The organism is Salinicola sp. 4072, assembly GCF_036663415.1.
GTDB lineage: Bacteria > Pseudomonadota > Gammaproteobacteria > Pseudomonadales > Halomonadaceae > Salinicola > Salinicola salarius_A.
Map to the genome: position 1 here is coordinate 40019 of NZ_JAXOVV010000025.1, position 17363 is coordinate 57381.

The 17363-nt window shown below is 62.6% G+C and carries 15 protein-coding genes; 13 read left to right on the plus strand and 2 right to left on the minus strand.

Annotation, left to right across the window (positions count from 1 at the left end; all coding sequences use genetic code 11):
* Nucleotides 1-124: 124 nt before the first annotated feature.
* The 9 genes from fabV to R3F72_RS15315 all read left to right on the plus strand — a co-directional run bounded on the left by fabV (nucleotide 125) and on the right by R3F72_RS15315 (nucleotide 11633).
* Complete coding sequence (fabV, locus tag R3F72_RS15275; protein WP_087720050.1) at nucleotides 125-1324, plus strand: enoyl-ACP reductase FabV; 1200 nt, start codon at nucleotides 125-127, stop codon at nucleotides 1322-1324.
* A 44-nt stretch (nucleotides 1325-1368) separates the two neighbouring features.
* Nucleotides 1369-2355 carry a GlxA family transcriptional regulator gene (locus R3F72_RS15280; protein ID WP_087720051.1) on the plus strand — a complete coding sequence of 329 codons (987 nt, stop codon included), beginning with the start codon at nucleotides 1369-1371 and terminating at the stop codon, nucleotides 2353-2355.
* Nucleotides 2352-3002: an N-acetylmuramoyl-L-alanine amidase gene (locus tag R3F72_RS15285; protein ID WP_087720052.1), complete on the plus strand. Its 651-nt coding sequence runs from the start codon at nucleotides 2352-2354 to the stop codon at nucleotides 3000-3002. Before R3F72_RS15280 ends, R3F72_RS15285 begins: the two co-directional genes overlap by 4 nt.
* 374 nt (nucleotides 3003-3376) lie before the next feature.
* Nucleotides 3377-6067, plus strand: coding sequence for a pyruvate dehydrogenase (acetyl-transferring), homodimeric type (gene aceE / locus R3F72_RS15290; RefSeq protein ID WP_087720053.1), 2691 nt, complete (start codon nucleotides 3377-3379; stop codon nucleotides 6065-6067).
* 126 nt (nucleotides 6068-6193) lie between these two features.
* Nucleotides 6194-8284 carry a dihydrolipoyllysine-residue acetyltransferase gene (gene aceF / locus R3F72_RS15295; protein ID WP_087720054.1) on the plus strand — a complete coding sequence of 697 codons (2091 nt, stop codon included), beginning with the start codon at nucleotides 6194-6196 and terminating at the stop codon, nucleotides 8282-8284.
* 268 nt (nucleotides 8285-8552) lie between these two features.
* On the plus strand, nucleotides 8553-9209 hold the full coding sequence (gene adk, locus R3F72_RS15300; RefSeq protein ID WP_087720055.1) for an adenylate kinase: 657 nt from the start codon (nucleotides 8553-8555) through the stop codon (nucleotides 9207-9209).
* A gap of 118 nt (nucleotides 9210-9327) precedes the next feature.
* On the plus strand, nucleotides 9328-10017 hold the full coding sequence (tsaB, locus tag R3F72_RS15305) for a tRNA (adenosine(37)-N6)-threonylcarbamoyltransferase complex dimerization subunit type 1 TsaB (protein WP_087720056.1): 690 nt from the start codon (nucleotides 9328-9330) through the stop codon (nucleotides 10015-10017).
* Between the two features lie 51 nt (nucleotides 10018-10068).
* Nucleotides 10069-10866 (plus strand): undecaprenyl-diphosphate phosphatase, encoded by a 798-nt coding sequence (locus R3F72_RS15310; protein ID WP_303855000.1) that lies wholly within the window; start codon nucleotides 10069-10071, stop codon nucleotides 10864-10866.
* Complete coding sequence (locus tag R3F72_RS15315) at nucleotides 10854-11633, plus strand: class I SAM-dependent methyltransferase (RefSeq protein WP_332780085.1); 780 nt, start codon at nucleotides 10854-10856, stop codon at nucleotides 11631-11633. Before R3F72_RS15310 ends, R3F72_RS15315 begins: the two co-directional genes overlap by 13 nt.
* On the opposite strand, the gene R3F72_RS15320 is transcribed toward R3F72_RS15315, so the two are convergent.
* A complete protein-coding gene (locus tag R3F72_RS15320) occupies nucleotides 11575-12546 on the minus strand; it encodes a DMT family transporter (RefSeq protein ID WP_332780086.1) in 972 nt (323 codons plus the stop codon). The genes R3F72_RS15315 and R3F72_RS15320 overlap by 59 nt on opposite strands.
* A 233-nt stretch (nucleotides 12547-12779) precedes the next feature.
* Here R3F72_RS15320 and R3F72_RS15325 point away from each other — a divergent pair, with 233 nt between their 5' ends.
* The 4 genes from R3F72_RS15325 to nspC all read left to right on the plus strand — a co-directional run bounded on the left by R3F72_RS15325 (nucleotide 12780) and on the right by nspC (nucleotide 16203).
* Nucleotides 12780-13031 (plus strand): CsbD family protein, encoded by a 252-nt coding sequence (locus R3F72_RS15325; protein WP_087720059.1) that lies wholly within the window; start codon nucleotides 12780-12782, stop codon nucleotides 13029-13031.
* A gap of 205 nt (nucleotides 13032-13236) precedes the next feature.
* On the plus strand, nucleotides 13237-13560 hold the full coding sequence (locus R3F72_RS15330; protein WP_332780087.1) for a YnfA family protein: 324 nt from the start codon (nucleotides 13237-13239) through the stop codon (nucleotides 13558-13560).
* Nucleotides 13561-13823: 263 nt separating this feature from the next.
* Nucleotides 13824-15023, plus strand: coding sequence for a saccharopine dehydrogenase family protein (locus R3F72_RS15335; protein WP_332780088.1), 1200 nt, complete (start codon nucleotides 13824-13826; stop codon nucleotides 15021-15023).
* A 7-nt stretch (nucleotides 15024-15030) separates the two neighbouring features.
* The gene (nspC, locus tag R3F72_RS15340; RefSeq protein WP_087720061.1) at nucleotides 15031-16203 is read left to right on the plus strand and encodes a carboxynorspermidine decarboxylase; all 1173 of its coding nucleotides are present in this window, start codon (nucleotides 15031-15033) and stop codon (nucleotides 16201-16203) included.
* Between the two features lie 62 nt (nucleotides 16204-16265).
* Here nspC and R3F72_RS15345 read toward each other — a convergent pair whose 3' ends face one another.
* Entirely contained in the window at nucleotides 16266-17201 is a 936-nt protein-coding gene (locus tag R3F72_RS15345) for a LysR family transcriptional regulator (protein ID WP_087720062.1), read from the minus strand.
* Nucleotides 17202-17363: the final 162 nt, after the last annotated feature.

Sequence of the window (17363 nt, forward strand, 5' to 3'; positions counted from 1 at the left end):
CCCTTTTTGACCACGCTGTTAGAATGCGCCCGGATAGCACTCGACCTGATAGAATTCGACCCATGCCACTTCCCGGCGAGACTCGCCGGGGCTTTCCGTTTCGCTGTAGAAGACGAGGTTAGACGTGATCATCAAGCCCAAGGTTCGCGGTTTCATCTGTACCACGACGCATCCGCTCGGCTGCGAGCGCAACGTACTCGAACAGATCGAGACCACCCGCGCCAACCTGAGCGGCAAGCAGGCCGGCCCCCGCAACGTGCTGGTCATTGGCGCGTCCAGCGGCTACGGGCTGGCGGCGCGTATCACGGCGGCATTCGGCTATGGCGCCGATACGCTGGGCGTGTTCTTCGAAAAGCCCGGAACCGAAACCAAGCCCGGCACCGCCGGCTGGTACAACTCGGCAGCATTCGACAAGTTCGCCAAGGCCGAAGGCCTCTACAGCAAGTCGATCAACGGCGATGCGTTCTCCCATGAAGTCCGCGACAAGGCGATCGAGCTGATCCGTGAGGACATGGGGCAGATCGATCTGGTGGTCTATTCGCTGGCATCCCCGGTGCGCAAGCTGCCGGACAGCGGCGAGGTCAAGCGCTCCAGCCTCAAGCCGATCGGCGAGACCTACACGGCGACCGCCATCGATACCAACAAGGACACCATCACCGAAGCCACCGTCGAGCCGGCGACCGAGCAGGAAGTGGCCGACACCATCGAGGTCATGGGCGGCCAGGACTGGGAACTGTGGATGGATGCGCTGGACAAGGCGGGCGTGCTGGCGCCGGGTGCCAAGTCCGTGGCGTTCAGCTATATCGGTACCGATATCACCTGGCCGATCTACTGGCACGGTGCGCTGGGCAAGGCGAAGGAAGATCTCGATCGCGCCGCCAGCGAAATCGACCAGCGCCTCAAGGCGACCGGCGGCGGCGCCAACGTGGCCGTGCTCAAGTCCGTGGTGACGCAGGCCAGCGCCGCGATTCCGGTCATGCCGCTCTATATCTCCATGGTCTACAAGGTGATGAAGGAACAGGGCGTTCACGAGGGCACCATCGACCAGCTCAACCGGCTGTTCGGCGAGCGCCTTTACGCCGATGGCGAGCCCGAGGTGGACGAAGCCGGACGTCTGCGCCTGGACGACTGGGAACTGCGCGACGATATCCAGCAGGCCTGCAAGGATCTGTGGCCGCAGGTGACCAGCGACAACCTGTTCGCGTTGACCGATTACGCCGGCTACAAGCACGAATTCCTCAAGCTGTTCGGCTTCGAGCGTGACGACATGGATTATGACGCCGAGGTCGATCCGCTGGTGAAATTCGACGTCGTCCAGGTTTGATCACGCCCGACCCCATCGCATGAAACATCGGTCATGAGTCGGTCATGAATGCACAGGGCACCCCGCGCCAGGTGGGGTTCGTCATGCTGCCGGGGTTCTCCCTGCTGGCGCAGGCCTGCGCCATGGAGCCGCTGATCGTCGCCAACACGCTGGCGGAGCGGCGGCTCTATACCGCCACCACGTTCGGACTCGACGGCCGGCCGGTGAAGAGCGTGGCGGAATTGACCCTCTCGCCGGAGAGCGTGGCCGGCAGCGATGCGCGCCATCTCGACATGCTGTTCGTCTGCGCGCCCACGCCGAGCGGTGTAGTAACGGCGGAAGAAGAGGGCGAGTCGCTGATCCACTGGCTGCATCGCCTGGCGAGCCGAGGCGTGACGCTGGGCGGTATTGCCGGCGGCACGCACTGGCTGGCCAGGGCCGGCGTGCTGGATGGCTATCGGGCCTCGATCCCCTATGCCAGTGCCGATGCGTTCATGCGGACGTTTCCGACGATTCATGTCTCTCATCAGCTGTTCGAGATCGACCGTGATCGCCTCACCTGCGGCGGCGGTACCGCGGCGATGGATATGCTGATGACACTGATCGGGCAGCAGCAGGGCGCCGGGCTGGCGCAGCGGATCTCCGAGCATTTCGTCTGCGAGCGCATCCGCATGGCCGACGAGCCGCAGCAGTTGCCGCTGCGCTCGCGGCTGGGGCACGCGCCGCAGAGTCTTCTCGATGCCGTGGCGCTGATGGAAGCCAATATCGAGGAGCCGCTGACCACGCACGAACTGTCGGCGCACCTGGGCCTTTCCCGCCGTCAGCTGGAGCGCTTGTTCAAGAAACACCTGCAGGCCGTACCCAGCCGTTACTATCTGAACCTGCGCCTGCAACAGGCGCGCCGGCTGCTCCGTGAAAGCGACCAGGCGGTGGGGGAGATCGCGCTGGCCCACGGATTCTCGTCGGGCGCGCATTTTTCCACCGCCTATCGCCATCATTTCGGCATCAGCCCGCGAGATGAGCGATTGGGACAGGCCGGAGGCGAATCATGAAGAAGCAATGTGTCGGCGGGGGTGGCAACACCATAAACGACAGCCATTGGCTGGGCTCCGCTCGCCGAGTGATATCGCCCAACGCCAATGAGCGGCCGGCGGGCGAGATATCGGCCGTGGTGCTGCACGGCATCAGCCTGCCGCCGGGGGAGTTCGGCGGCGACGCCATCGAGCGGCTGTTCACCAATATGCTGGACCTGGATGCGCATCCGGCCTTCGCCGCGATCGCCTCGTTGCGGGTCTCGGCGCATCTACTGATTCGGCGCGATGGCGAGTGCGTCCAGTTCGTGGCGTTCGACCGTCGTGCCTGGCATGCCGGCAAGTCGCGCTGGCTGGATGAAAGGCTGCCGCGCCAGGGACAGCCTTTCATCCAGCGTCAGCCTCTCATCCAGCACCAGGGGCAGCTGCGCGAAGGGCTCAATGACTTCACTGTCGGCATCGAACTCGAAGGCACCGACGAGAGGCCCTATCGGGAGGCGCAGTACCGCGCGTTGTCAGGTGTTCTGGGCGCGCTGATGCAGCGCTACCCCGCAATCTCGAGCGCGCGGATTACCAGCCACGCGCACATTGCGCCGCTGCGCAAGACCGATCCCGGCCCCGCGTTCGACTGGGCTTATCTGCGGCGTTGTCTGACGGAGATCGTTTGAATGCTATGCTTTTGTGGGGGTATCGTGCGCATGGATTGCCTGCGATCCTGATGTTGGTAATTTGGCTACAGGAACGGTACTCGCTTTCTTCTGCGAGATTGACCTTCAAGTTGCTGAAGTTGCGGCATTTACGCGCCGTCCCTAGCACAATCGATGTGTCCGCGAATTGGCAGATGCGAGCGTTTGCGGTATCTTCTTCGCCTGATTTCTCGCGTCACGCACGCCTGCTGTAATTCCATTACAGCCAATAAATCTCGGAAAACGGCCCCAAAAGAGCCGTGCCGGCACCGAAGAGCGCATATTCCCAAGCCCCGCTGCGGCTATCCGCCCCGGCCGGGCGAATGGCAAACCTTTTCCCATTCGGAGAGTTGTCTATGAGTCTGGAGACACGAGAAGATCTCGATCCGGTCGAAACCACGGAGTGGTTGGATTCCCTGGCTTCGGTCGTCGAGCATGAGGGCGAAGAGCGCGCTCAATACATTCTGAGTCGGTTGGCGGACCGCCTGCGTCGTGATGGCTCTTCACCGCCGTTTTCCGGTACCACGCCGCACCGCAACACCATTCCCGTGCATCGTGAAGCCAAGATTCCCGGCGATATGTTCATCGAGCGCAAGATCCGCTCGGCGATCCGCTGGAACGCCATGGTGCAGGTGCTCCGTGCCAACAAGAAGCACAAGGGCCTGGGCGGTCACATCGCCAGCTATCAGTCCAGCGCCACGCTTTATGAAGTCGGTTTCAACCACTTCTTCCGCGCCGACAACGGCGACCACAAGGGCGATCTGCTCTACATCCAGGGCCACGTCACGCCGGGCATCTACGCGCGCTCGTTCCTGGAAGGCCGCCTGACTCAGGAGCAGATGGATAACTTCCGCCAGGAAGTCGACGGTGAAGCTCTGCCGTCCTATCCACACCCCTATCTGATGCCGGACTACTGGCAGTTCCCGACCGTTTCCATGGGTCTGGGCCCGATCCAGTCGATCTATCAGGCCCACGTGATGAAGTACCTGCACTCGCGTGAGCTGGAAGACATGAAGGACCGCAAGGTCTGGGCGTTCCTGGGCGACGGCGAGTGCGACGAGCCGGAATCGCTGGGCGCGCTGCACCTGGCCAGCCGCGAGAAGCTCGACAACCTGATCTTCGTCATCAACTGCAACCTGCAGCGTCTCGACGGTCCGGTACGCGGCAACTCGCGGGTCATCGACGAGCTCGAAGGCGTTTTCCGCGGTGCCGGCTGGAACGTGATCAAGGTGGTCTGGGGCGGCCTGTGGGATCCGCTGTTCGAACAGGACACCAAGGGCATGCTGCAGAAGCGCATGGACGAGGCGGTCGACGGCGAGTACCAGAACTACAAGGCCCAGGGCGGCAAGTACACCCGCGACAATTTCTTCGGCAAGTACGAAGAGACCGCGGAGATGGTCAAGGACTACTCCGACGAGCAGGTCTTCCGGCTCAATCGCGGTGGCCACGATCCGCAGAAGGTCTACGCGGCCTATCACGAAGCGGTCAACAACGCCAACGGTCGGCCCACGGTCATCCTGGCGCATACCGTCAAGGGTTACGGCATGGGCGGCGGCAGCGGCGAAGCCGATATGGAAGCCCACCAGATCAAGTCCATGGAAACCGAGGCGCTGAAGGCATTCCGTGATCGCTTCGGCATCCCGGTTTCCGACGAGCAGATCGAAAGCGGCGACATCCCTTACTACAAGCCCGCGGACGACAGCCCGGAGATGAAGTACCTGCATCTCCAGCGCGAGAAGCTCGGCGGTTTCCTGCCGGCGCGCAAGGCGGATTTCGAGGCGATGGAGATCCCCGCTCTCGATGACAAGATGTTCGCGACGCAGCTCAAGGGCACCGGCGACCGCGAAGTCTCGACCACGATGTCCTTCGTGCGCGTGCTCAACGGTCTGGTCAAGCACAAGCAGCTGGGCTCTCGCATCGTGCCGATCATCCCTGACGAAGCGCGTACGTTCGGGATGGAAGGCATGTTCCGCCAGCTCGGTATCTATGCCGCCGAAGGGCAGAAGTACGAGCCGATGGATGCCGGCCAGATCATGTATTACCGCGAGGACCAGAAAGGTCAGATCCTCGAGGAAGGTATCACCGAGGCCGGTTCCATGTCCGCCTGGATCGCGGCGGCCACGTCCTATGCCAACCATCACCTGCCGTTGATTCCGTTCTACGTCTACTACTCGATGTTCGGCTATCAGCGGGTCGGCGATCTGGTCTGGGCCGCGGGTGACCTTCAGGCGCGCGGCTTCATGGTCGGCGGCACCGCTGGCCGTACCACCATCAACGGTGAAGGCCTGCAGCACCAGGACGGCCACAGCCATATCCTGATGTCCACCGTGCCGACCTGCCGCGCTTACGATCCGTGCTACGGTCACGAGCTGGCAGTCATCATGCAGGATGGTCTGAAGCGGATGTTCCAGGACAAGGAAAACTGCTTCTACTACCTGACCGTGATGAACGAGAACTACTCGCACCCGCAGATGCCGGAAGGTAGCGAAGAGGGCATCGTTCGCGGCATGTACCTGCTCAAGCCGGGCGAGAACGCCGGCAAGAAGAAGGCGCCGCGGGTTCAGCTCATGGGCAGCGGCACGATCCTGCGCGAAGTCGAAGCGGCGGCCGAGCTGCTGGCGGAAGATCACGGCGTGGTTGCCGATGTCTGGAGCGTGACCAGCTTCAACGAACTGCGTCGCGAAGCGCTGGAATACGATCGCCAGCAATTCCTCGACTACGATGAAAAGCGCGAGAAGCCGTGGGTCGTCCAGCAGCTCGACGGTGTCGAAGGGCCGGTCATCGCCTCGACCGACTACATGAAGCTGTATGCCGATCAGATCCGCGCCTGGGTGCCGACCGACTTCCATGTCCTCGGAACCGATGGCTTCGGCCGTTCGGATACCCGTGAGCAGCTGCGTCGCTTCTTCGAGGTCGACCGCTACTACGTGACGATTCAGGCACTGCGTGCGCTGGCCAATCGCGGCGAAATCGACATCAAGGTCGTCAACGATGCCATGAAGAAGTACGGCATCGATCCCGCCAAGCCCAGCCCTCTGTTGTCCTGAGCCCTGCGGTTGGTCTGGACCGGAGTGTCACGTCAAGGCGCTGCCGCCCTGCGGGGCGGTAGCCAGATTGCCTGAGTGAGTCGACCTGCCCCCGGGCAGGTCGACAGATGATAAAGGAGCGCGACCTTGAGTAGCGAAATCATCAAAGTTCCCGACATCGGCGGCAGCGACGATGTCGAAATCATCGAGATCGCGGTGAGCGTCGGCGATGTCATCTCCGCCGAAGACACCATGATCACGCTGGAATCCGACAAGGCCAGCATGGACGTCCCCGCGCCGAAAGGTGGTAGGGTCGTCAAGCTTCTGGTGAAGGAAGGCGACACCGTCTCCGAAGGCGATGACATCCTCGAGCTCGAAGTGGAAGGCGAGGGTGACGACGATGGCCAGGATGACGCTGAAGAAGCGTCTCCCGGCAAGAGTGCCGAAGAAGCCGACGCCAGCGGCGAAGCCGAGAAATCGGAAAAGCCGAACGGAAAGTCGAAAAAGTCTTCCGGTGGTGGCAAGCGGACCGTCGAGATCAAGGTGCCGGACATCGGTGGCAGCGAAGGCGTCGAGATCATCGAAGTCGCCGTCGGCGAAGGCGACGAGATCAGCGAAGAAGATACCCTGATCACGTTGGAATCCGACAAGGCCTCGATGGATGTGCCGAGCCCCTACAGCGGCAAGATCGTTTCGCTGTCGGTCAAGGAGGGCGATAGCGTCTCCGAGGGCGATCTGATCGGCACCATGGAAATCGCCGGCGAAGGCGACGATGAAGGCGACGCCGACGAAGCTGCTCCGGCAGAGGAATCCGACAGTGCCGAGCCCAGCGACGGTGCCGAGGAACAGGACGCCGAAGATCAGGGCGACGAAGAGGAAGGCGGTGACGAAGGTGGCCGCAAGGTAATCCGCGTCCCCGACATCGGTGGTAGCGAAGGCGTCGAGATCATCGAGGTCGCGATCAGCGAAGGCGACGAGATCAACGAAGAAGACACCCTGATCACGCTGGAGTCCGACAAGGCTTCCATGGACGTGCCGAGCCCCTACAAGGGCAAGGTCGTCGAAGTATCGGTCAAGGAAGGCGACAGCGTCTCTGAAGGCGATCTGATCGGCTATATCGAGGCGGCCGGCGCTCCGGGGGCGGGGGCGAAGAAGCCGGCCGAAAGCGGTGCCAGGAAGGGCGGTGAGTCGAAGCAGGCCCCGGCCAAATCCGATGCCGGCAAGCAGTCCGGCGCCAAGCCGGAGAAGGACGTCAGCGGTGAACCGAGCCCGGAAGCCCGTCACAAGCATGGTGACGACAAGACCGAAGGTGCGCGCGTTCATGCCGGCCCGGCCGTGCGCAAGCTGGCCCGCGAACTGGGCGTCGAGCTCAGCGAAGTCAAAGGCTCCGGTCCCAAGGGCCGCATCCTGAAGGATGACGTCGACGGCTTCGTCAAGCAGGTGATGAAGCAGCGCAAGAGCGGTGGCGGCGCAGCACCAGCAGCGGCCACCACCGGTGGCGCAGGCATTCCGCAGGTGCCGGCGATCGATTTCAGCCAGTTCGGCGAGATCGAAGAGAAGCCGATGAGTCGTCTGATGAAGGCAGGCGCCAACAACCTGCATCGCAGCTGGCTCAACGTGCCGCACGTCACGCAGTTCGACGAAGCGGACATCACCGAGCTCGAAGCTTTCCGCAAGTCGATGAAGGCCGAGGCGGAGTCTCAGGGTGCCAAGCTGACGCCGCTGCCGTTCATGATCAAGGCGTGTGCCTATGCGCTGCGCAAGTTCCCGCAGTTCAACTCGAGCCTGCATCCGGACGGCGACAAGCTGATCATCAAGCATTACGTGCATATCGGCGTGGCAGTCGATACGCCGGATGGATTGATGGTGCCGGTGATTCGCGACGCCGACAAGAAGTCGCTGATCGACCTGGCCAAGGAGTCGGTCGAGCTGGCGAAGAAGGCCCAGAACAAGAAGCTGTCTCGCGAGGAGATGAGCGGTGCCAGCTTCACCATCTCGAGCCTGGGCTCGATCGGTGGCACGGCCTTCACGCCGATCGTCAACACGCCGGAGGTAGCGATTCTGGGTGTCTCCAAGTCGTCGATGAAGCCGGTGTGGAACGGTAGCGAGTTCACGCCGCGTCTGATGTTGCCGCTGTCGCTCTCCTATGACCACCGGGCGGTCAACGGTGCCGATGCGGCACGCTTTACCGCCTTCCTGGCGCAGGTGCTGTCCGATATTCGTCGTATGCTGGTCTGATACGGCGAGCGGTCCATCGAACGCCAACGGCTCCTTCGGGGGCCGTTGGCGTTTTTGCAGGTGGCATGGCAGATCGGTGACGAATACGACGAAATGGTGAGGTCCCGTCGAACTTGCTGCCGCGCCTGGCAGGCCCTAGCCCAAAGCGAGTCTTGTGCGTCAACCGATCGGCAGGTATCGTCTTGAGCCATTGACGATGTCGTCTGCGTTGCGCCTCCGACGCCGCTGGCCGGTCTGAAAATCGATACCATTCTAAGGAGCTGTATCAATGCGTTTGATCCTCTTGGGCGCCCCCGGCGCTGGCAAGGGTACCCAAGCCCAGTTCATCTGCGAGCATTTCCACATCCCGCAGATTTCCACCGGCGACATGCTGCGCGCCGCGGTGAAAGAAGGCAGCGAACTGGGACTCAAGGTCAAGGAGACGATGAACAGCGGCGGCCTGGTGTCCGACGATCTGATCATCGCGCTGGTCAAGGAACGCATTGCACAGCCCGACTGTGCCAACGGCTTTCTGTTCGACGGTTTCCCGCGCACCCTGCCGCAGGCGGATGCGATGAAGGATGCCGGCATCAAGCTCGACCATGTGGTGGAAATCGCCGTCGACGACGAGGAGATCGTCAATCGTCTCTCCGGGCGTCGCGTTCACCCCGACTCCGGGCGTGTCTATCACGTCGATTACAAGCCGCCCCAGGAAGAGGGCAAGGATGACGTGACCGGCGAACCGCTGATCCAGCGCGACGACGACAGCGAGAAGACCGTGCGCTATCGCCTCTCCGTCTATCACGATCAGACCGAGCCGCTGATCGGCTATTACCAGGAGTGGGCGGCGAAGGACGCCGAAGCCGCGCCGGCCTATCATCGCATCGCGGGCGTCGGCAGCGTCGACGAGATTCGCGACCAGGTACTTGCCGCACTGGAATCCTGACGGAACGAACCCGTGGTCGCCCGTCATTCGCTCCGCCTTCATGGCGGAGCGATCGTTTTGATGTCCTGATGGCGATATACTCGCTGACTTCTTTTTGCTGCCATTCTCCGAGAAGCCGATGCCGACGTTGCTGGCGCTGGACGCCTCATCTACTGCCTGTTCCTGTGCGCTGATTCGGGACCAGCTCATCGTTCAGCGTTTCGAAATCGCGCCGCGCGAGCATACGCGCCTGTTATTGCCGATGGTCGACGAGGTGCTGGCGGAAGCGGGTGTGTCGCTCGGCCAGCTCGACGCGGTCGCGTATGGGCAGGGGCCGGGCTCGTTCACCGGCCTGCGGATTGCCGCCGGCGTCGCTCAGGGACTCGCCTACGGTGCCGATCTGCCGCTGATGGGTGTGTCGACCCTGGAGGCGCTGGCGCTGGCGGCGCATCGTAAATGGCACGCCCGCCATGTGATCGCGGCGCTCGATGCCCGCATGGACGAGATCTACGTAGGTGCCTATCACTGCCTCGACGGTGCCCTGACCGTCGCCCTCGAGGAGCGGGTCATGCCGCCTTCGCAGCTGCGATTGCCCAAGGCCGACCATGCCATCGAGTGGCTGGGGATAGGCAGCGGCTGGCAACTTTTGTCCGGCATTCCTGTCGACGTACAGGCCGCATTGCCGCAAACCCTTCCCGACGAACTACCCGCGGCGGAAGATCTCGTTCGTCTGGCTGCCACGTCATGGGAGCGTGGCGCGCGAGGTAGCGCGCCTCACGAGGTCGTCCCCGTCTATCTACGCGATGAGGTCGCGTGGCGAAAGGCGTGACAGTTCGAGGCCCATTGGCGTGGCCTCTTCGTACAAGGATATCGAAAGAAAATGGATGTTTTTCAACTGGCCGCACTCGCCATCATCCAGGGCTTGACGGAATTCCTGCCCATTTCTTCTTCCGCGCATCTCATTCTACCGTCTCAGCTGTTCGGCTGGTCCGACCAGGGGCTGGCCTTCGATGTCGCGGTCCATATCGGCTCGCTGGGAGCCGTGCTGTTCGCCTTTCGCCAGGAGGTCTGGCGTATTCTCCACGCCTGGTCCACCCAGTTCGGCGGACGTGGGCAGACGCCCGAGAGTCGCCTGGGATGGGCGATCATCGTCGGCACGATTCCGGCGGTGATCGTCGGTCTGCTGATCGAGGATTGGGTCGAGAACGCAGGGCGCTCGGTGCTGGTCATTGCCACGACGACGATTGTTTTCGGCATGCTGCTGGGTATTGCCGACAAGCGCGGCAGTCGGGTGCAGCCGATCGAGAAGATGACGCTCAAGACCGCGCTGCTGATCGGGCTGGCCCAGGCGATTGCGCTGATCCCCGGCACCTCGCGTTCCGGCATCACCATGACCGCCGCGTTGATGCTCGGCTTCACGCGTCAGGCCGCGGCACGCTTCTCGTTCCTGCTTTCGATGCCGCTGATCCTGGCGGCCGGGTCGCTCAAGGGGCTCGAACTGGCACAGTCCGGTACCGCGACCCAGTGGCATGAGATTCTGCTCGGTGTCGCTTTCTCGTTCGTGGCCGCCTGGCTCTGCATCAAGCTGTTCCTGGCCGCGCTGGACAGGATCGGCATGATGCCTTTCGTGATCTACCGGCTACTGCTCGGCATTGCGTTGTTCGTATGGGCGACGTGAGCGGCAACGCGCCGTTGGTCGTGGTTGGCGAGTCGCTGACCGACCTGGCCGAACGCTATGGGCTGCCCTGGGCACCGTCGGCGCCGGGGAGCGGGCTGGTTCTGCAGCGAGCCGAGCACGGCCTCGAAATCGCTGGCGATCCCAAGCGCTATGGTCATCCGATACGCGCGGATTTCGTCTCCGGTGCGGCCGCCCATCGCCGCCGCTTCGGTGGCGGTCGCGGCCAGCTCGTCGCCAAGGCCTGTGGTTTCGGCAAGGGCGTGGTGCCCCGGATCGTCGATGCCACGGCCGGCCTTGGGCGGGACGCTTTCGTGCTGGCTTCCCTTGGAGCCGAGGTGTTGATGGTCGAGCGGGTCGCGGCGATTCACGCCTTGCTGGAATCGGCCCTGTCGCAGGCTGAGGCCGACGAGGAAGTCGTCGAGATCGCCGGGCGTCTTTCATTGCGGCACGCCGATAGCGCAACGGCACTGGCGGAAGCGGTGCGCGACTGGCCGCACGCCCCCCAGGTCGTGCATCTCGATCCGATGTTCCCGCATCGGGAGAAATCGGCGCTGGTCAAGAAGGAGATGCGGCTGTTTCGCGAACTGGCCGGAGATGACGACGACGCCCCCCGTTTGCTGGAAGCGGCGCTGGATGTCGCCACGCATCGCGTGGTGGTCAAGCGCCCCCGCAAGGCACCTCCCATCGAGGGGCCGCCGCCGCACCATGTCATCGAGGGGAAGACGAGCCGTTACGATCTCTACGTGCATCGTTCCCTGAAGGGTTGAGGCTCGGCACGGACGAGTCCGGCTGGCCCCGGTGACGCTTGAACAGTATCAGCCAGAGCGCGAACCCGATGAGCAACCCGCCGACGGCATGGGCCCAGCCGACCTGCTCGCCGAGGAACAGCGTTCCCCACAGTACACCGAACATCGGCACCAGCATGGTGACCGTCAGCGGCTTGATCGGCCCCAGCTCTTCGACGAGCCGGAAATAGAGCAGGTAGGCGAAAGAGGTGCAGGCAAGGCCCAGCGCCGCGACGGCCCACCAGACGTTGGCCGAGGTCCAGCTGCGGGCGCTGTCGTCCAGCCATAGCTGCGCGGCCATGAAAGGGCCCAGCAGCAGCGTGGCGCCAAGCTGCGATCCCAGGGCGATCAGGCGGGAGTCGAGGCCGCCTCGCTGCGCGATCCAGCCTTTCACCAGGAACCCGCTGAGTCCGTAGCAGCTGGCCGCCACCAGGCAGGCGGCAGCGCCGATCAGCAGTCCGCCGCTGATCGCCACCGGGCCGGTGCCCACCAGTACGCCGACGCCAAGCATTCCCGCCGCAACCCCGATCAGACGGTCTCGCGTCAGCTGTTCATGAAAATGGATGGCGCCGATGACGACGCCCATCAACGGCGTCGAGGCGTTGAGCATCGCTGAATAGCCGGCGGGTAGATACTGCGCCGCGATGCAGAACATGGCGAACGGGATGCCGGAGTTGATCATGCCGATCGCCAATGTTGCCTTGAACTTGCCGTCGAAGCGCCAGCTCGTGCGCAGGAGAGCCAGGATCATTACCAGCCCCAGCGTCCCGAGGAACACCCGAAAGAAGGCGGTAGGAAAGGCGCCTAGCGCTGGCGTTGCGATACGCATGAACAGAAAGCTGGCGCCCCACAGTGCGGAAAGCAGCAGCAGGCGACCAAGCGATGATAACGGCATGTCGAGAGAGTCTCCGAATGTGATCGCGGCTAGCGTAAACGGGTTGTCCATCGATGTCTGGTCGTTTTCGGCATTGGCGTCTGCAATGGGAGCGTGATCGGGTTTGCCGACATGGCGCGATCGGAGAGCGGTCCATTGTCGACCGGCGAATTTTGTCGAGATCCCGCAAGACAACTATGCTCAAGGATCAGCGGAACGACTCTGCTGCAATAACCGTGATCAAGGAGCCAGGGATGTACGAAGATCAAGTGAAAGGACGCACCGAAGAACTCAAGGGCCATGCTCAGGAAGCTGTCGGCAGCTTCACCGAAGACGATGACCTGCGTCACGAGGGCAAGGCGCGCCGGACTGCAGGGAAGTTGCAGGCCAATTACGGCGAGAAGCTCGACGAAGTTCGTGAAGCTACCGTCAAGAACCCGATCAGCGCGTTGGCGATTGCTGGCGGCGTAGGCGTCTTTCTGGGGATTCTTCTCGGTCGGCGTTGAGATCTGCCCCGAACGGTTTGCCGACAGATGGCTTTCGACCCCGGCTCCAGGCCGGGGTCGTCGTTTGAGACCGTCCTTCGCGCTCATCGGTTGAACGGGCAACGACTCGCGAGATTTTCCGCCACTGGCGCCCAGCCAGCAGGGCTTGCAGTCTCGCTAGCGAGACCGGAAAGTGTCTCGCTCATCACCACATGGGCCGTTTGCTGTGTTGACTCCTCTCATTTATCTCGCCGCGGCAGTGGCAGAAATCGCCGGCTGTTTCGCTTTCTGGGCATGGTGGCGGCTGGATCGATCGCCTCTGTGGATGGTTCCCGGCGTCATGAGCCTGATGCTGTTCGCCTGGCTGTTGACCCTGGTGGATAGTGACTACGCCGGTCGCGCTTATGCCGCCTATGGCGGTGTCTATATCCTCGCGTCGCTATTGTGGCTATGGGTGGTCGAGCAGCGCATGCCCGATCGATGGGACGTGGCCGGTGCGACGATCTGTCTGGTCGGCGCCGGCGTCATACTGTTCGGGCCGCGTGGTTGAGAGGCGTCTGAAGGCATGGCATTGCCCGGAAGACAACGCTCAATACGGTTGTCACCAACCGCCGCTAAAATCCGCTGGCATTTGACGCGAAAAAGTCTTGAGGCCAGTCTCTGACGAGGTCATTATCTGCGGCCTCTCGACGGTCCCCGTGGACCGGGCGGGGGACCAAGACCGGGGTGGCATCGGGTCGGGGTGCGCTGAAGAGTTGCCCACTACCGATAAGACCTTATCACTGTTGACTTTTCCCGATCTGGAAGGAATTCATGAGCAAAGTCCTGATTGTTGGTGCCGGCGGCGTCGGTGGTGTCGTGACCCATAAGTGCGCGCAGCATCCCGAGGTGTTCAGCGAGATCTGTCTTGCCAGCCGCAACGAAGCCAAGTGCAAGGCGATCGCCGAGCAGTTGCCGCGTCCGATCCAGACCGCCCAGGTCGATGCCGACAGCGTCGAAGCCCTGGTCGCGCTGATCGAGTCGTTCAAGCCGGACATTCTGATCCATGTGGCCCTGCCGTATCAGGACCTGACCATCATGGAAGCCTGCCTGCAGACCGGCGTGCCGTATCTGGATACCGCCAACTACGAACACCCGGACGAGGCCAAGTTCGAGTACAAGGAGCAGTGGGCGTTCCAGGATCGCTATACCAAGGCGGGCGCGATGGCCACGCTGGGCTGCGGCTTCGATCCGGGCATGACCAACATCTACTGCGCCTATGGCCAGAAGAACCTGTTCGACGAGATCCATCGCATCGACATTCTGGATGCCAACGGTGGCGATCACGGCTATCCGTTCGCGACCAACTTCAACCCGGAAATCAACATTCGCGAGATCACCGCGAACGGGCGTTACTGGGAGAAGGGCGAATGGGTCGAGACCGCGCCGCTGGCCGAAAAACGCAAGTTCGACTTCGACGGCATCGGCGAAAAGGATCTTTACCTGCTTTATCACGAAGAGCTCGAGTCGCTGTCCCAGAACATCAAGGGACTCGAACGCATTCGCTTCTGGATGACCTTCTCCGAGAAGTACATCACGCATCTGAAGGTGCTCGAGAACGTCGGCATGACCAGCATCGAACCGATCGAGGTCGATGGCGTCGAGATCTCGCCGCTGCAGTTCCTCAAGAAGGTGCTGCCGGACCCGGCTTCGCTCGGCCCGCGCACCAAGGGCAAGACCAACATCGGTGTCATCCTCGACGGCATCAAGGATGGCAAGCGTCGTAAGGTGTACATCTACAACATCTGCGATCACGAGAAGTGCTACGAGGAAGTCAAATCCCAGGCGATCTCCTACACTACCGGCGTGCCGGCGGTGACCGGGGCGATGCTGATGCTGCAAGGCATCTGGAAAGGCGAGGGCGTGTTCAATGTCGAACAGCTCGACCCCAACCCGTTCATGGAGCGCATCGGCGAGATGGGGCTGCCGTGGCAGATGGTCGAGCTAGATCCCGATCAAGACCCGCTGGCCTGAGCGCGCGATGACTGATATTTCCTCCAAGGCCGAAGGCTATCCCTTCGACATCAGCGCTAGCCCGTCGCCGGCCTACGTGGTCGACGACGCCCTGTTGCGTCGCAATCTGGAGCTGCTGGGCCGCGTGCAGGCCGACAGTGGCGCCAAGATCCTGCTGGCGCTGAAGGGGTTCGCCATGTGGAACACCTTCCCGCTGGTCAGCCAGTATCTGGTCGGGACCACCGCCAGCGGGCAGGACGAGGCCCGCCTCGGCGCCGAGACGTTCGGCGGCGAGGTGCATGTCTATTCTCCGGCGTTTACCGCGCCGGAGATGGACGTGGTGCTGCGCTACGCCGATCACCTCAGCTTCAATTCGCCGCGCCAGTGGCGTCATTTTCGTGAAACCGTGAAAGCGGCCCCGCGCAAGGTATCGTGCGGGCTGCGCGTCAATCCCGAGCATTCCACCGGTGAGGTTGCGCTCTACGACCCCTGTGCAGCGGGCTCGCGCCTGGGCACGCGGGCGGCGGATCTGGCCCCGGAAGATCTCGCAGGGCTGGAGGGGCTGCATTTTCACGCGCTGTGCGAGCAGAACAGCGATGCGCTGGAAGAGACGCTGGCGGCGTTCGAGACCAGGTTCGGGCAGTATCTGGGCGGGCTTCGCTGGGTAAACTTCGGCGGCGGCCACCACATCACGCGTGCCGACTACGATGTGGAGCGGCTGATACGGGTGATTCGCGAGTTCCGGTCGCGCTACCCGCATCTGGAGGTCTACCTCGAGCCGGGTGAAGCGATCGCGCTGAATACCGGCTATCTCGTCTGCACCGTGCTGGATATCGTCGAGAACGATGGCCCCATCGCGATTCTGGACACCTCGGCGACGGCACACATGCCCGACGTGCTGGAGATGCCGTATCGGCCCGAAATCATCGGCGCCGCCAAACCTGGCGAGAAGGCATACACCTATCGCCTGGGCGGCACGACCTGCCTGGCCGGCGACGTGATCGGCGACTACGCATTCGATGCGCCGCTCGAGATTGGCGATCGCCTGGTCTTCACCGACATGGCGCACTACACCATGGTCAAGACCACGACGTTCAACGGCATCCGGCTGCCGTCGATCTGCCGGATCGACGAAGAGAGCCGGGAAGTCCGCACGGTCAAGACCTTCGGCTACGTGGACTATATGCAGCGGCTGAGTTGAGTTCATAGGGAAGGTTCGTGCCTTCGACGCCCCGCATTTGCAATGCGGGGCGTTTTTCATAGCTAGACGGGTGTCGGCTGCTCCGGTGAAATCTGCCGGGAAGACTGGTACTGCGTGATGATATCCAGCAGTTCCTGGCCGAAGCTTGGAAGAACATGATCTTCGCGGATCAGCACGCTGCGTTCCCGATAAGCCCAGGCGTCGCTCAAGTGGCGCACGCTCAGTCGCATGTGGTCCCGATAACGCAAGGCACAGGATTCGGGGAGAATTCCGACGCCGACGCCAGCCTCGATCATGCGGCACGCCGATTCGAAACCGAACACCTGGATCCTGACCGGCAGCGGCTTGCCGAACTCCAGCGCCTTGCTTTCCAGATAATGAAACAGGGTACTGCCCTCATGCAGAGTGACATGCGGATAGTCCAGGGCGTCTTCGTAGGTGATCTCCTCGCGCTCAGCCAAAGGATGATCGAGCGGGGTCGCCAGTACCAGCCTGTCCCGGCTGAACGGCAGGGTCTTCAGCCGGGAGGGCACGTCGACGCCGACCATGATGCCGAGAATGCCCATGTCGGCGGTGCCATCGAGAACGCCGCGAATGATGTCGTTGGTCAGACGCTCCTGCAGGTCCACGGTGATACCGGGGCGTGACGCGAGGAAATCGGCGAGCACCTCTGGCATGAACTCGATGACCGCCGTCGTGTTGGCGAATATCCGCAGGTGGCCGATGGCATCGCTGGCGTAGCCGGAAAATTCGCTCTTGACGCGCTCGACCTGGCGCAGGATGAGGCGCGCATGTTGCAGCAGTCGCTCGCCGGCGGGTGTCAGTTCGACCCCCTGGCTGCTGCGATAGAACAGCCGGCTTTCCAGTTGCGCCTCGAGTGACTTGATGCGGCCGCTGACCGCTGCCGTCGAGAGATGCGCGCGCTGGGCGCCTGCCGTCAGGCTGTTCTCTTCGGCGACATGGACGAAGATGCGCAGATCGGCGAGATCGAAATGCATTAGGCGGGTTCCTTCAGCGCTCGGTAGGTCGCGACGAGTTATAGTCAAATCTGGTGGATGGCAGTCAGGCGGCAGTCCTGTCTGACTGATCGGTTACCTGCTCCCCATCCTGGAACCGGACGTTGTTCACGACCAGCTCCAGCTTTCTAAACCCCTTGATGC